Source organism: Paenibacillus taichungensis (genome assembly GCF_047302525.1).
In the GTDB taxonomy this organism is placed as follows: Bacteria; Bacillota; Bacilli; order Paenibacillales; family Paenibacillaceae; genus Paenibacillus; species Paenibacillus taichungensis_B.
The window spans coordinates 5761515-5777363 of record NZ_CP168020.1 but is presented as its reverse complement, the minus strand read 5'-3'; the positions used below and the strand labels follow the sequence as shown (position 1 = coordinate 5777363).

At 46.0% G+C, this 15849-nt stretch carries 12 protein-coding genes; 5 read left to right on the top strand and 7 right to left on the bottom strand.

From position 1 onward, the window contains the following. Positions 1 to 32 precede the first annotated feature (32 nt). The 3 genes from ACDJ58_RS26145 to ACDJ58_RS26135 are packed head-to-tail and all read right to left on the bottom strand — an operon-like array spanning position 33 to position 3601. Positions 33 to 860, bottom strand: a complete 828-nt coding sequence (locus ACDJ58_RS26145) for an energy-coupling factor transporter transmembrane component T family protein (RefSeq protein ID WP_072735608.1) — start codon at positions 858 to 860, stop codon at positions 33 to 35. Then, complete coding sequence (locus ACDJ58_RS26140; RefSeq protein ID WP_413373746.1) at positions 835 to 2721, bottom strand: ABC transporter ATP-binding protein; 1887 nt, start codon at positions 2719 to 2721, stop codon at positions 835 to 837. The genes ACDJ58_RS26145 and ACDJ58_RS26140 overlap by 26 nt, the downstream gene beginning before the upstream one ends. Continuing rightward, a complete protein-coding gene (locus ACDJ58_RS26135) occupies positions 2714 to 3601 on the bottom strand; it encodes a cell division protein FtsQ (RefSeq protein WP_413030602.1) in 888 nt (295 codons plus the stop codon). The genes ACDJ58_RS26140 and ACDJ58_RS26135 overlap by 8 nt, the downstream gene beginning before the upstream one ends. A gap of 398 nt (positions 3602 to 3999) precedes the next feature. Here ACDJ58_RS26135 and ACDJ58_RS26130 point away from each other — a divergent pair, with 398 nt between their 5' ends. From ACDJ58_RS26130 to ACDJ58_RS26110, 5 genes are all read left to right on the top strand, one after another. After that, the gene (locus ACDJ58_RS26130) at positions 4000 to 4833 is read left to right on the top strand and encodes a MurR/RpiR family transcriptional regulator (RefSeq protein WP_413030600.1); all 834 of its coding nucleotides are present in this window, start codon (positions 4000 to 4002) and stop codon (positions 4831 to 4833) included. A 300-nt stretch (positions 4834 to 5133) separates the two neighbouring features. Continuing rightward, positions 5134 to 6084, top strand: a complete 951-nt coding sequence (locus tag ACDJ58_RS26125) for a methyl-accepting chemotaxis protein (protein WP_413373743.1) — start codon at positions 5134 to 5136, stop codon at positions 6082 to 6084. Positions 6085 to 6232: 148 nt separating this feature from the next. Further along, complete coding sequence (locus ACDJ58_RS26120) at positions 6233 to 7927, top strand: spore germination protein (protein ID WP_413373741.1); 1695 nt, start codon at positions 6233 to 6235, stop codon at positions 7925 to 7927. Between the two features lie 26 nt (positions 7928 to 7953). Further along, on the top strand, positions 7954 to 9051 hold the full coding sequence (locus tag ACDJ58_RS26115) for a spore germination protein (protein WP_413373739.1): 1098 nt from the start codon (positions 7954 to 7956) through the stop codon (positions 9049 to 9051). Beyond that, a complete protein-coding gene (locus ACDJ58_RS26110; protein ID WP_413030596.1) occupies positions 9048 to 10250 on the top strand; it encodes a Ger(x)C family spore germination protein in 1203 nt (400 codons plus the stop codon). The genes ACDJ58_RS26115 and ACDJ58_RS26110 overlap by 4 nt, the downstream gene beginning before the upstream one ends. A 56-nt stretch (positions 10251 to 10306) precedes the next feature. On the opposite strand, the gene ACDJ58_RS26105 is transcribed toward ACDJ58_RS26110, so the two are convergent. The 4 genes from ACDJ58_RS26105 to ACDJ58_RS26090 form a co-directional block, all read right to left on the bottom strand. After that, complete coding sequence (locus tag ACDJ58_RS26105; RefSeq protein ID WP_413030594.1) at positions 10307 to 12709, bottom strand: FtsX-like permease family protein; 2403 nt, start codon at positions 12707 to 12709, stop codon at positions 10307 to 10309. Between the two features lie 3 nt (positions 12710 to 12712). Continuing rightward, positions 12713 to 13471: an ABC transporter ATP-binding protein gene (locus ACDJ58_RS26100; protein WP_413030592.1), complete on the bottom strand. Its 759-nt coding sequence runs from the start codon at positions 13469 to 13471 to the stop codon at positions 12713 to 12715. Positions 13472 to 13592: 121 nt separating this feature from the next. Continuing rightward, positions 13593 to 15035 (bottom strand): ATP-binding protein, encoded by a 1443-nt coding sequence (locus ACDJ58_RS26095; protein WP_413373736.1) that lies wholly within the window; start codon positions 15033 to 15035, stop codon positions 13593 to 13595. Positions 15036 to 15056: 21 nt separating this feature from the next. After that, positions 15057 to 15761, bottom strand: coding sequence for a response regulator transcription factor (locus ACDJ58_RS26090; protein WP_413030589.1), 705 nt, complete (start codon positions 15759 to 15761; stop codon positions 15057 to 15059). Positions 15762 to 15849: the final 88 nt, after the last annotated feature.

Genomic DNA, 15849 nt, shown 5'->3' with positions numbered 1-15849 from the left:
TCCTTTATTCCATGAATGGTTAATGAGTTGAATTACAGTATTTCGTAATGCCCGCCGAGCCAGAACAGCAGTGCAACATAGATTGCCGATCCGGCGAGAAATCCGAGGTCACGTGAGGTGATTTTCAGATGAGCCAGCTTCAGGCGTTTGGACTCGGGATGCTTCATGCCGTACGAGAACCCGCGTGTCTCCAGTGCTTCCACGGTTGTGCGGGAACGTTTGGCGGTAGCCAGCATTAGCGGGAAGAAAGACACAATGAACAGCTTCATATAGTAGACAACGAGCCGCCAATAGAGCCATCCGTGCCGGGAGGGGACCTGACCCCGCAGTCTGTAGGACAGCATGATGTTGCGGAATTCACCGAACAGCACCGGTAATATGCGGTAAGCATAAGAGAGGCTGAAAGAGAACGTCGCAGGCATGCCTAGCGCAAGCAACCCATCGCCAATCCGTTCCGGGTCCATGCCCGAAAAGACGGTGATACTCGCCAGCGAGACGATCGACAGCTTCAGGGTAAGCAGTAGCAGGGGGAATGCAGATTCCAGATTTCCACCGAAGAACAGTGAGATGATAAACATCCACCCGACCTGACCGATCAACCCCAGGCAGAGAATGATAATGATAAAGGGAGCGGCTCTGGACAGTATGGTGGTAGTCACCATCAACAGAAACATGCCGAGCAGCACAGTTCCGTTATGAACAAACCAGGGAACGATGGCAAAAAAGAGATACCAGATCAGCATTGCACGGGGATCAATCCGCGACAGGCTGGCATGCCCGCTGCCATATACGGTATTCATCAGCTCAAGCTGAATGCGTTCAATGGATATTTTGTCAAACCAGTTGCGGACAAGCTGCATGACGGGCATCCTCCTTGGTGATTGATTGATTCAACAGACTATCAACAAAAGCCTCGGTAGTCGGTGAAAGTGTCGGCAGTCCCATCCGGTGGGAGAGCTCCATGATCTGTGTAAGCGCAAGTCCGGAGCGACGTAGAAGGGATTCATCGGCAAACACGTCGGCAGGTGTGCCGTCTGCTTCCACCTGACCATTGTGAAGCACGATAACGCGACTGGCCCATTGGGTAACCAACTGCATGTCATGCGTTGCAATGACGGTTGTTCGCACATGCTGATCAAGCTCATCCAGCACACCGATCAGTTCCTCGCGAGTGGCGAGGTCCAGATTGGCGGTAGGCTCATCCAGCAGCATAAGTGAAGGCTTCATGGCTGCACCGATGGCAAGTGTGACACGCCGCTGTTGTCCACCACTGAGAAGCCGGGCATCCCGCTCTTTCAGCGGTGTAAGCCGGAAACGCTCCAGTACATGTGCAATTTGCTGGTCAGCTTCCGGGATGCGACGGTTCTTCAGGAAATAGGCAACTTCCTTGCGGACACTGTCTTCGATAAACATTTCGGAAGAGTTCTGAAAAATATAGGCGACCTTACCCGCCAACTGCTCCAAAGAGGAACGGTGCGTAACTTCACCCAGAACACTGACACTGCCTTCCTGGGGCAGACTAATGCCAGCCATCAGTTTCAGCAAGGAGGATTTGCCGGCACCATTATTGCCAATCAAGGCAATCCGTTCTCCTTTATGGAGTGAAATATTAACACCACGAATGACTTCATGTTCTTTTTTGCCCAGTCCTCTGTAACGGAGCCGGGTTTGATGAAACTGTACAATAGGGATCAACGGTTCAGCAGCGGAGGCAATCGTTAGGCGCTCGGAATTCACCATCAGATTGGGAACGTCGTGTGCCAAGATCGAATAGGATGAAGGTTCATTTTGCAAAGAGCCGGATGGAATGGATGGGTAATGCTCGGCAAAATAAACTTTTGCTTCTTCCACAGTAATCGGGAAGCGTTGTCCTGAACCTGAGGGGTCAGCATTTGTTTTTTGTCCCTGCGATATCTCCGCAGCCTGAATAGCCGCACGTGTCACCTCAGGAGGCTGAATGCCAAGCCGCTCCAGATCCGCAATGCGATTCAAACCTTCCCTAACAGGAAGATTCCACAAGACCCGACCTTTGTCCATCAGTACCACATCCGCGCAAAAGTCGGCGATAAATTCAGTATGGTGTTCGATGACGATAATCGTCTTGGCATATTCCGTATTCAATCTCGAAAGGCACTCATAGATGAGTTTTGCATGCTGCGGGTCAAGCTGTGAGACAGGTTCATCCACGATCAGGATATCCGGGTCGAGCGACAGAGCTCCGGCCAGAGCGAGCAGATGTTTCTGCCCACCACTCAATTCCCAGATGTATCGGTTATGGATGGCATCCAGGCCACACATGGCAAGTGCGCGTTCACCGAGCTCCCGATAGTTGGGCAGTCCGTAATTGAGTGGTGCAAAGCAAGCCTCGTCCAAGACGGTGGGCCGCACGAGCTGGTTATCGAAATCCTGATAGACGTAACCGATCTTTCTGGACAGGTCTGCAACACTTCGGCCTTCGGCAGGCGTGCCAAGTACATGGACTTCACCGGAGAAGTCTCCTGTGTAGAATTGAGGGATGAGGCCATTGAACAACTTGCACAAGGTGGATTTGCCGCAACCGTTGCCCCCGATAATGGCTGTAAAACTGCCTCGTGGGAGTTCAAGCGAAGCTCCGTTCAGGACAGGCTCTTCCGAGCCAGGATACGTAAAGATGACATTTTGAATGGAAATTGCGGCATTCGATGCAGAAACAGAAGTAGATGAAGACATTTCATTATGCATAAGGGCGGTTCTCCGTACCTGGTACCGTTTTGTTTTTGCTCCGTTTAGCACGCATGATCAGTAATGTCACCACGGCAACCAATGCAGCAGCCCCGATACTAATCCATATTGAAGCCGAACCATATTGATCTGCATAGTCCGTCTCCCAAACAGCGAAGTTGATGTCCATTTCGGACAGGGATTCCGCACCAAAGGCGAGCGCAAGCAGCAGTACACCGATCAGGACCAGTTTCGGACGGAAGAAGCCGATGCTTTCATATTTCATCCCTGGATTACGAGGTTTGATACCGAGCAGCGGTTCAATTTTGCCGTAGAGCAGGGGTACGAGATACAGCGTAGGCAGCAGAGCGAACAGGATACCTGAGAACAGTACGTCATTTAGAAAGCCAACCCCTTCGATCAGTACAACGCTTTCCGCAAGTCCAGGGACTGCTTCCAGCTGCTCCACACCGATCCACACTTTACCGATATCGACCAGCGAACTGAGGAACTGATGAATGATGACTCCTGTCATAGCTGCGACTCCAACCTGTCTGCGATTGCGAGGATCACTGACCATACGTCCTGCGACATACATGGCAAAGGAAAAGGTAATGAATTTCTCCAGCTCGCCCAGTCCGCCGAATTGCCCCAGCATCAGCTCACCGAAGATCACTTCGCCAAGAGCCGCACCAAGGGCAGCAATCAAGGGATGGAACAAAATGCAAAGGGTTAACGGAATGAAGGCAAAGTATTCAACAGACAATTCAATCGGTCCAAGCTGGAGCTTGGGAATAAGCTCTGTGAACATGTTGGACAAGCCGTACAGTGACATGGAAAGAACAAACACCATCATTTTCTGTGAAGACGTCAGCGTATAACGCTCAGTCATCTTCTTCATCGATACATACCTCCCTGAAAGTTGGTGATCATCATAGCCACAGTCTAGGGGCAGAGTATTAACGGGAAAGAAGAGATTTGTAAATCGAATGTAATTTTTATTACACATTATAAAATTAATGAAAAAAATATTACATACATAAACCACTTCTTATTCTCTCAACTGATATACTGAGTGCAGAGCTATATAAATTGAATTAAACATTTACACGAGAACGTAGAGGACAGAAATAACCTGAAGAAGCGGAGCTAAAAGCTTTCTGAAAGAAAGCTACATCGGAAGCATACACCTCGCCTTTATCCCCGGATTTTCCCCTTTGAAAAAATGGAATCCAACATCGAAGTGGCAAGTGTAATTATTCTTTAGTTCAATTTATATAGAAAAGGAGTGCATACGGAATGAATTTGTTTACTCATAAAGAACAGCTGTCACCAGGCCATCTGAAAATTGCTGATTTTGTTGAACGTAATCCGGAAGAGATTCTGTTCATGACGGAACAGGAGATTGCCGACAGGCTGGGGGTCAGTATTGCGACCGTATCCCGTTTCTGGCGTGCGGTTGGATATGACAATGCCAAAGCGTTCAAAATCCGGCTTCGTACATCCGAAGACACTACACCTGCCCTCAAATTAAATAAAACCATATCCCGCATGGATACGGACAGCCTTCCCGTTCAGTTACTGGAGGCCTCTGTCAGCCATTTGCAGGAGACGTTGTCTCATATGAAGCAGGGAGATCTGGAGCACGCAGCAGCCATCCTTGCAGAAGCACGAAGAGCATATGTATATGCTCCAGGGCCCTCCGCTGGTTTGGCGGAATTATTGTCCTTTCGGCTGTCCCGATTCGGATTGACGGTCATCCACCTCGCCGGAGGTGGTCATGAATTATTGGAATCACTGATGCACGTGCAACGGGAGGATGTTGTGCTGCTGATGTGTTTTACAAGACTCTTGCCTGAAGCAGAAGTCATTCTGGATTATGCCAGAGATACAGGCAGCAAAGCCGTACTTGTAACAGATCGGGAAGACTTGTTATATGGCTTGGCGACGGAGGTATCTTTTTACGTCAGCAGAGGGGAGCTTGGCGAATTTCATTCCATGGTTACTCCGCTCCTGTTAATGGAGCAGCTGGTGCTGGCGGTGGGATTGATGCAGAAGGACCGTGCGCTGTCCAAGCTGGAACGGCTGGCTGATCTGCGCAGTCGGTACGCAGACAAATTGCCGCGAGGCTGAAGGATGAAATAGGTAGCTTAATGCACAGAGATGACTACTGATAACATCAAAACTATGGAATGTTATCCCATAATTAGGGGCGGTTAATCCGCCCCTTTTTGTGTTAGCATTTGCTCATCAATTATAATGTTTAGACAGTTAGTTTATTGGGTATAAAAAGTCGAAACCGAATTGTTAGAAATTGATTTGGGAGTGATCCAATTGACTGCAATTGGAGTATACAATAATAGAGTCGTCTCTATTCAGTTGGATACATAATTGCACTATAACAGGAACTGCCAGAATGAGAACGGTTTAATCATGGGAAGAAGTCAGGGAGTGGGGATCGCTTTGCCTATATTAGATGTGGAAAAAAAAGATGTTGTCACCGATGCGCTGGTCATTAAGGCCATGGAGAAAAGTCTGGCTATCATTCGATTCGATATGGATCGCCGGGTTACGTATGTGAATGAAGTTTTTGCCCAGACGATGGGCTATACGGTAGCTGAGATGTACGGCATGCAGCATGAGCAATTTTGTTTCGACGAATTCGTGAAAAGCCCCGACTATAACGCGTTTTGGAGCAGTATATTTAACGGTACCAGCTTCCAGGACAAGGTTGAACGCAAGGATGCAAAGGGAAATCCCGTATGGCTTGAGGCGACATATATGCCCGTCTATGATGAGTTGAATCAGAATATATTGGGTGTGTCCAAAATAGCTACCAACATTACAAGCCGTCAGAATAATATTTCAGCTGTAGTTAACGAACTGAAGAAGATGTCACATGATCTGAACGAACATGCTGATATCGGCATTGAGCGAAGCCGTGAGCTGATGTCCAGTATCACGTATATATCTGAAGTTTCCGCCCACAACCGAGCGACACTGAACCATTTGCGAGAACAGGCACGTTCTATCCAGGGAGTTGTTAAAACGATTCGCGAAATTGCGTCGCAGACCCAGCTTTTGGCCCTGAACGCTGCGATTGAAGCGGCACATGCAGGCGAATATGGGCGCGGGTTCGATGTGGTAGCCAAGGAAGTACGCAAACTATCGGCCATGGTCGAAAATTCCATTAATGAGATTCGGGATAGTGTGAATGGGATAACGAAAGAGATTACGAACATTTCTGGCGGAACACAGAAGGTTGAAGGATATGTGGAGCGAAGTCAGCAGCAGATCGAGGTAGCTTTGAATGATTTTACTACCATCGCGTCATCTGCACATCTACTGGATGAGAAGGCACAGCACGTAACCAAAATCGTATAGACAAGGTAAACTCCATAACCCTGTAGGGAAGCGGGTGCCAATAGAGGCATCTGCTTTTTTTGTTGTGAAAAAACCGGGAATTATTGTGAGCAATCAGGGAAACAATACTCAATGTTACCAAGAAAGTCTAGATAATGGGGTGATCCGGATGTGGTCGAAAATACTTTCTTATTTGCCGGAGTGGCCTATTTGGGGACAGGCCTTTTTATTGTTTTTGTTGCCGATTTTGTATATGAAAGGGTACCAGTGGTTGCGATCATCCTTAAAGAAAGGGACCTTTTCCAATAAAGATCAACAAAATCAGGATGCATCGACCAATTCTTCTTCAAACGAAGAGACTGGAAGTTACGCAAATATACAGCTTACCGGGGATTATGCTAAGGATCTGATTAGTGTAAAAGCAACGTTTGGTCAGAATGCGGATGTATTTATACGGGAGTTTACGATAAGAGGAACTAATACGCCTGCGGCTGTGATATACGTTGATGGGCTAGTCGATCATGATCTGATCGATACGCACATGTTCACGCCCCTTATGATTAAGGGGGTTCCCGACACAGAGCGGAGAATATTTGAACAACCGAGAGATGCAAATGAACTCAAAGCTTACGTAAGAAGTCAGCTGCTGCCTGTTAGTCAAGTTCAGGAAGCGGAGACGTTGCAACAAGCGGCGCGGGCGGTTCTTACCGGCAAAAACGCTCTATTTATTGAAGGAATGACTGGAGCTCTTCTTGTTGGCTCAGCCAAGGGAAAAAGCCGCAGTCTGGAAGAGCCGGTATCGGAGGCACTGCTTCGCGGGCCAAGAATCGGTTTTACCGAGCGGTTAAGCGATAATACCGGAATACTACGGCAATTCGGAGGCAACAATGCCTTGTTTATGACCAAACATCAGGTGGGCACTAGGGTCAAGAGAGATCTGGTTATTGCGTATATTGAAGATATTGCCAATGCCGATCTTGTCAGCGAGGTGGAAAAACGAGTCCAGAACCTTGACATGGATATCATGCTGGAATCCGGTTATGTGGAACAACTGATTGAAGATGATGAGCTGAGCCCTTTCCAACAGGTTCAGAATACAGAGAGACCCGACCGTGTAGTCAGTGGGTTGTTAGAGGGACGTGTAGCTATTTTACTGGATGGAACACCATTTGCATTAATAGTGCCGTCGACCTTCAGCATGCTGCTTCAATCTCCCGAAGATTATTACGAGCGCTGGATTCCGGGGACGTTTCTGCGTATGCTTCGTTTCTTGGCGGCCACGATTGCCCTGCTCGGACCAGCTTTATATATCTCCTTTATCTCGTTCCATCCGGGTCTTATTCCGACCAAGCTGGCTTTAACCATTATTCAGACCAGACAAGGTGTGCCTTTCCCGTCTATTATTGAGGCATTGATTATGGAAACTTCCATTGAAATTTTGCGGGAAGCAGGCATTCGTCTGCCCAAGCCAATTGGACCGGCGATGGGCATCGTAGGTGGTTTGATTATTGGGGATGCCGCAGTACAGGCCGGAATTGTCAGTCCGTTTCTGGTTATTGTTGTAGCAGTTACTGCCATTTCTTCGTTCGCAATCCCTACATATAGTGCCGGGATAACGCTGCGCATATTACGCTTTATAGGAATGTTCAGTGCAGCGATCTATGGATTGTTTGGGGTAGTCATGTTTTTCTTGTTGCTCTGCAGTCATCTGGTTCGGTTAAAGAGCTTTGGAGTACCTTATGTCACTCCGGCTGTGCCTTACAGCCTGTCGGATTGGAAAGATTTCTTTATTCGAGCACCGTTAGGAATGATGAAGCAGCGTCCAAGTATGATGCATCCGAAAGACCCTGATCGCAAAAAGTAGACATATGGATATTCAGGAGGTGAACCATGAATCGTAAACAGGACCAACTGACGACAGTTCAAGCCGCAATCTTTATCATTAATTACATGTTAGGTGCAGGAATTCTCACACTTCCTCGAACCACGGTGACGGCTGCCGGTACGCCTGACGTATGGATTTCAATAATATTGTCCGGTCTGTTAGTTATGTTGATGGGTATAATCCTGGTGACTCTGTGCCGACGATTTCCAGGGAAGACCGTTTTCCAATTCACTGAGGAAATTACAGGAAAATGGATTGCTTATGTTCTGGGAGTTACGATCATCGTCTATTTCATTATCATCTCTGCTTTTGAAATCAGGGTGATGGCTGATGTCACCGGATTATATTTATTGGAGGGAACTCCGGTGTGGGCCATTGTCATGGTGTTTATGTGGGTCGGATTTTATCTGATCTCAGGCGGTGTCAACTCCATGGCTCGCTTGTATGAGATCATTTTGCCCATTACGCTAATTCTTTTTGTGCTGGCCATTTTTCTGAGCAGCGATCTGTTTGAAATCAATAATTTGAGACCTGTGCTGGGAGAGGGGATTATGCCTGTTATTAAAGGACTTAAGCCTACGACTCTTGCGTATACAGGTTATGAAATCATGTTTGTAGTTATGGCTTTTATGAGAAATCCGGAAAAGGGAAAGAAGGCAATGGTCTGGGGAATCCTTATTCCTATGGGCATCTACTTGATCACCTTGGTTATGGTCATTGGCAGCTTATCCATTGAAGGTATGAAAACAAGAACGTGGCCAACCCTTGACTTAATGCGCAGCTTTGAAATTGAAGGTTTGGTCTTTGAACGATTCGAATCCTTGTTGCTGGTTATCTGGATTATGCAGATTTTCTCTACTTCTACCATTACCCATTACGCTGCTTCTCTCGGATGTTCACAATTGTTCAAGAAAAAGCTTCTGCCATTTATGATCATTTTGCTTCCCATTATTTATATCATTGCTATGCTACCAGAGAATGCGAACGACACGTTTAAGCTAGGCGATGCTGTCGGAAATGTTTCCATTTATTTGTTTGGTATTTTACCACTTTTGCTTCTGCTGTTGAGTATGATCCGAAAAAAAGGAGGAAAGTACAATTGAGCAGGTTCAGAAGGCAATTAACCATTTTGTTTACGTTGTTGCTGCTAGTGTTTACTTCAGGGTGTTGGAGCAGTAAAGAAATCGAGGATCTAAGTGTTTATGTGGGTTTAGGATTGGACGTAGCTGATGAATCAAAATTTGAAAAGAGTATTAATGAACAAGGAGGTCATTATCCCAAAAATAACAATTTTACAGCTACAGTACAGATCGTTCCACGGATTGGGCCCAAACAGGAAACTCAAAAAAGTGCCGGTGCTTCCGTGGGGCAGTCTTTTTTGAATGAAAGTTTAACCGGAGATTCCCTGTTTCAGATCTTTCGTCAGTTTGCTCTAAGAAGAGACCGTCCGCTCATTGGTCATCATTTAAAAGTCATTGTTGTTTCCCATGAGTTGACCAAGAAATATAGCCTGGAGCAGCTGCTTGATTTTATTTTGCGAGATAATGATATCCGTCCCAGTTCCCTTGTTCTGGTGAGCCATGGAACAGCCCTAGAAGCTCTTAGCTCCATAGAGCCTGGGGAAATCCCAGCCTTTTATTTAAAGGGAGTGGTGGCTAACTCCTACCGTTCCAATAAGATCCTTCCACCTGTATCTCTTGCGAAACTTGACGGGAAGATGCAATCAGGAGCAAGCTTTTTGCTGCAGAATGTCCTTACAGCTGAGGGGGAACATAAATTTTCAGGGGCAGAGATCTATAAAGGAGAAACGAAAAAGTGGATCGGCTCCTTTAACCAAATTGAGGTTGAAGGATTGTCCTGGATCACAGGGGAGGCCCAAGAAGGAGCTGTGAAATCGTACGCTCATCCTAAGGGACATACGGTAACGTATGAAATCAAGTCTACCAAGAGTAAGATTACTCCAATAATCCAAGGCAATAACATTTCTTTTCATGTAAAGATTGAATCAGAGGGCCAACTCATGGAAGATTGGAGTTCTCCAGAGATCCCTTCAACGGATAAGTACATTCAGGATCTGGAGGTACAGTTTGCTGATACGGTCAAAGAACAAATACAGCAGGTGATGAGCAAAATGCAGAACACCTATCGGGTGGAAGTAGCCGGATTCGGAGAGCAGTTACGGATCAAATATCCGAAGGTGTGGAAAAAAGTGAAAAAAGATTGGGATGAAACGTTTAGTCAAATTCCTGTGACATATGATGTGAAGTTGAATATTAAAGATTCCGGTTCATCGACGGATTAAAAAAATGAGGGGGAAGTCCGAATTCCCCCTCTTGGAATGTTATTCTTTTGCCTACGTTATTCAATGACCAACATACGTGGGGATGCTTCACGAATAATTCTTGATGAGAACCAGGAGCCAAGAGCTGCTGCGCCAATGCTTAGGCAAGCGAACAGAATAATGCCTCCCCAATTTAAAATAAGCGGAAGATGTACGATGCCATATCCAGAAAGGACCGTCTCAAGTAGCATAGGTAGTACATACACACCTACTGCGGTACCCAGTATCGCTCCAATGGCAGACAAAATCGTTATTCCCATGGCAACCGACAATCGAATACGACGGGAGGTCATGCCAATGGATTTGTAGATTCCGTACGTTCTGCTCTCTTTACGGATACTGATTCGGCAGGTACTGAAAATAATGATGAATGTAGCAAGGATAAACAATAGCCCAATCAAGCTCATGGGATAGATGAGGATGTCAGCGGCTTCTGCATAGACCGAATCGAGCAGTGTCTTTTGGGTTACGACTGAAGCGGAAGCTTTGAATTGCTCATTTAATTCCCCTGCAATCGTATCTGCTTGCGCTGGATCTTTTAAGTTGATGAAAATGGCATCGAAATCACCGTAAGAAGGGTTCACCGTTCTCATGGCATCGATGGTAATCCGCCCTGATACGGACATGTTCGCGATCGCCTGATAGATTCCGGTGATGATGAATGTGCGTTTTTCTCCCTCAATGTAAAGATCTATGAGGTCACCGAGTTCTTTATTTAATGTCTTAGCGACACTTACACCAATGGCAACTTCATTCGCTTGACGAGGATTATCTCCTTTTAGCGTCTCAAACCCAAACTCCTGATAACTTCCGTCGAGTACACTCAGATATAGGCTGGTGGATTGGCCTTGCATTTCTGATGAAGACTCCGGACTAACTACTCCGGTAATGTTTCCTTGCCAACCCACATTTCTAATCCTCAAATCCTTTCCTAACGCTTGCTTCAGCTCAGCCTGGGGAAATGTATTTTTGTTAACAACTACAGCTGCGATATTGGCAGTGTCATACCCCCATTGGGCGGCAGTCTGATAAATTCCAGTGATGCTGGTCAATAGAACATACCCCAGCACCAGTACGGAGGAAGCCATTGTGGTCAGCAGCAGCATCAAAACAGAACTTCTGGTGTTCTTGATCAAATTGCGGATTCCGATGACCACGGCTACAGGCAATCGCGCAAAACCGACCCAGTTACCTAATGGCGAATTTATTCGGTTTGCTATACGGGTATTATCCGCCTCTGACATTCCATAGCGGATGGCCTGCACCGGCTGGATGCTGCGTGCTTTCTTGGCATACAGAACGACGAACAATATCACTAGTACAAACTGAGACACACCTACTAACATGGCTTCACTAATTCCGTTGATCGCAATATGACGATTGCCTACCTGAAGGGAAGACACGGAGATATTAATGATAAATTTGGATATTACCACACTCAGTGCGAGGCCTGGGAGAATGGCAACAACGGATAGTAAAGAGTACTGAATAACATATGTACCTATGGTTCTGCTTGAAGTGAGGCCCAGGGATTTGAGAATGCCGATCGTTTTATAGTTGGCCAGAATGGCATCCGAAATCGTAAAGCCGATGGTAATAAGGGCGATTACAAGCATAATAATACCTAGGAATATCATGATGAATCCAATAATCTGGTTGATGATCAGATAGAAAGAGGAGATGCTCTCGAATTCCATCTTGGTTTCCAGGAAAGGAGTGCCCATCTCGCTCGCATAACGTTCCCAATGGCTTGAATTGGTGCTGTAATCGTCGAAATGGATGCCCATCATATAAGTGTCTTTACCCGCGATTGAATCGAAATCAGTTTGATAATCTGTGGGATTCATCCATACTCGTGCTGTGTTGGTGAAGGGGGCTCCATATGGCACATCGACCACAATGCCGGATACCCTCAGATCAAGTGTGCCGGAACCTGTCTTGAAACCTATTGTATCTCCTGCCGAGATATTGTAGGCATTCGCCAATGAAGTGGGAATCCAGACCGTACCTTGCTCGGGAAGAGCGCTTGAAGTTTCGTTTAGAAAAATGAGTTCATCCACACCCCATGGGGGTGGAGGGGTGTTAAGCATGTAAAGATAAACGTTGGGAATATCCGTACCCTTAAAGGCGATGCCTGACAATGTGCGATAGGTCAGTAATGGAGATACTTCGATTCCTTCCTGAGCAGCCCACCATTGATGTACATCGTTGGGATCATTCAACCCTTTCTCAAACGTCAGAATTTGGTGAGATCCATTGGTTTGATCATGCATATCTTTAAATTGATTACCTGTGTTGGTCAGGATGATGACCGCCGTAGATACAAGGAGTGTAGAAAGAAGAATCAGCAGAGCGATGAACAGGTTTTGGACTTTACTTCTGCTCAGGTAGGAGAGGCTCAGTTTCAGCACGGCAGCCATAGATTACTCCTTCCCCGACACAAAAGCGAAAACCATCGATTCCCGATCCTGGATCTGATGTTCGTCATATTTATCAAACTTCATAATACCACCCACCTTGCCATCTCGGATGAAAATAAGCCGATCTGCCCGACAGGCTGCCTTGATATCATGTGTAACCATGACAACGGATTGTCCTTTTCGATTGATATCCGTCAGGATATCCAACACGGCATTTCCATGTTCATAATTCAAGCTTCCAGTAGGTTCATCTGCAAAGAGGATATCAGGAGAATTGATGAGAGCACGTGCAATGGCAGCTCTTTGCTGCTGGCCTCCCGAAGTTTGAGAAGGAAGTCGATTACGCTGACCGTCAATATCCATGGCATTCATTAGTTGAGCGGTTCTTGTTTGTACTTCGTTTTTCTTAGTTCCGGCAATATACCCCGGCAAAGCGATATTTTCTTTAATAGAAAGGTCGGGGACCAGGTTGATGCTCTGATAGATATATCCGATCCTGCGAATACGGAAGTCGGACATTTCCCGTTCACTATAGGAATCAATACGTTGATTCTGGAAATAGACTTCGCCAGCCGTCACATGGTCAAGCCCGCTCATTAGATACAACAAGGTTGATTTGCCGGATCCAGAATTACCCATAATGACCGTGAAGTCTCCTTCATAAATATCAAGATCGACGTTGCGAATGGCATGATATTGTTCACTGCCTGTATTGTACGTCTTGCACAGATTCTGTGCACGAATGATGGTTTTTTTCGCCACGTATGATCACTCCCGATTGTAATATAGGGTTCATTCTAAAGGAGGGATATTGATGAAGCCTTATCAAATTATGAATAAAGTATTACAGGCACCATATGGCCAGACTGGGTCTCTTATTCGCTCAGCAGATCGGGAGATTAAACTGAAAGATTGTACCCTGTCCTTCTTTGCTTGAAAAGGAGATATGTCCTCCGTGCGCCTCAATAATGCTTTTGCAGATAGACAAACCTAGGCCTGTCCCTTCGTGAGCGTTTCTGTTTGACCAGGAAGTCTGGCCTTTAAAATAACGTTCAAAAACAAAGGGCATGTCCTGTGCACGTATTCCCTGACCTAAATCAGCGATTGTAACATTGAGTTGGTCGGCTTCCAGCTCTACATTTATACGAATGGCGTCTCCCGGAGAAGTATGCTTAAGAGCGTTTGAGACTAGATTGGAAATGACTTGTTCAATTCGAATAGGGTCCATCTGGATTAATACATTTGGAATGTTTTTGGGTGCTTCATAGATCATTCCACTGGTTAGAACAACATGTCCAATCGGTTGTAACATACGCTCAAAGGCGGGGCTGCTATATACTTCATAAGGCTCCACAGAAATCTGCCCCAGCTCCTGCAATGCATGAACAAGCAGGTCCTCGACAAGACGGGCTGTTTTGTCCGTATTGGTCTGCATGACTTTCATATACTCCATCAGAGTTTCTTTATCGGAGCATATTCCTTCCAGAATAGCTTCTATGTAGGCTTTTACTGTTGTAATCGGTGTTTTGATATCATGAGAAATATTGGTAATGAGTTCTTTTTGCGCAGTTTCCTGCCGGATACGAAGTTCGCTTAAATGCATGATTTCTGTACGCATCAGATCAAACATGGCGTATAGTTCGCTCATCTCATCCATGCGGTTACACTGTATCGGTTCACTATATTTTCCTTTGAGAATGAATTCGGCATGTTGCTTCAACTGATGAATGGGGGAGAGCAGCTGTGTCTTAAATTTTCTCTTCATCAACACCAGATAAATGCCAAGAATCATGGAAGTGACCAAGAGCGCGCCCAAAATAAAGAAAGGGAATATCACAGTTTCTTTGACCATAACCATTGCCTTAGGGATCGTGAAGATGGCATTGCCAATCTGGCTTCCTTCGGGACCAGCCATAACAGGGAAAGCGATGTTAAGCGAAACGTTTCCGTTCGTGGCCTGTACGGCATGATTCAGATCATAATGCAGGGCTGATCGCAGATTGACTTGTTTTCCTTCGGAGGTGGGAGAAGAGGACAGCAATATAGTCCCATCCAATCCGATATAGGACAGCTCGACCCCGTTTTCCTTTACGATGGAAAGAAGGTTATCTCGAACTCTTGGTTCCTGCAGTAGATGATTGTTCTGCTCCAGGTTGAGCAGGACGGGGTTAACCCGGAGACGAACTTGCTGGATGGACAGTTTAGAATCAGTCAAATTTCGGTTTTCAAGCAAATTAAGAAATAGAACCAGACTGGATCCGATCAGAATAAACAGGAGGATGAATGACGTTCTAAGCCATCGTGCGGACCAGGTGTTCAGTGACATGTTGCCTCCTCCAATCTTTGCCTATTCATGATTGAATTTGTATCCAACGCCCCAGACGGTCTTTAGAACAGACGGATGGGAGGGGTCCGTCTCAATTTTTTCTCTCAGTCTGCGAATATACACGGTAACCGTATTTTCATCCCCGTATGCAGCATATCCCCAGATCGCATCGAGCAATTGGGACTTGGAGAAGACCTGATTTTTGTTGCTCGCCAGATAATGCAGCAGCTCGAATTCCTTGGCGGAGAGAGAAACCTCTTTACCGTCTAGGGTGACTTTATAGGCTTTCTTGTCAATTTCCAGGTTAGCCAGACGTAGCATATGTGTTCTGTCCCGCTCGCTCGCTAAAGCTATACTGTCATATCGTCTAAAGTGGGCATTAATTCGTGCGAGTAATTCGCTCAGCGAGAAGGGTTTGGTCATATAGTCATCCGCCCCGAATCCCAGACCGAGCACCTTGTCTGTATCACTGCCCCGTGCACTCAATATGAGAATGGGAATGTTATTTCTCCGGCGAATTTCCCGGCATACATCGATCCCGTCCATATCCGGAAGCATGATGTCCAGAATAATATAATCCGGCTGCAACATGTCCATCATTTTCAACCCGTCTTGTCCATTGCTGGCCACTGCGGCTTCATACTGATTTTTGGTCAAATAGTCTCGCAAAATGCGCGAAATATCATGTTCGTCTTCGATAATTAAGATTTTACGTTTTGTTTCCATTGAAATCTCTCCAGATAATAGAGTGGTATAGTATAAGATTGACCTATGTATGAATCTGTAAGAATACTATATTTTAACTATACAGGTT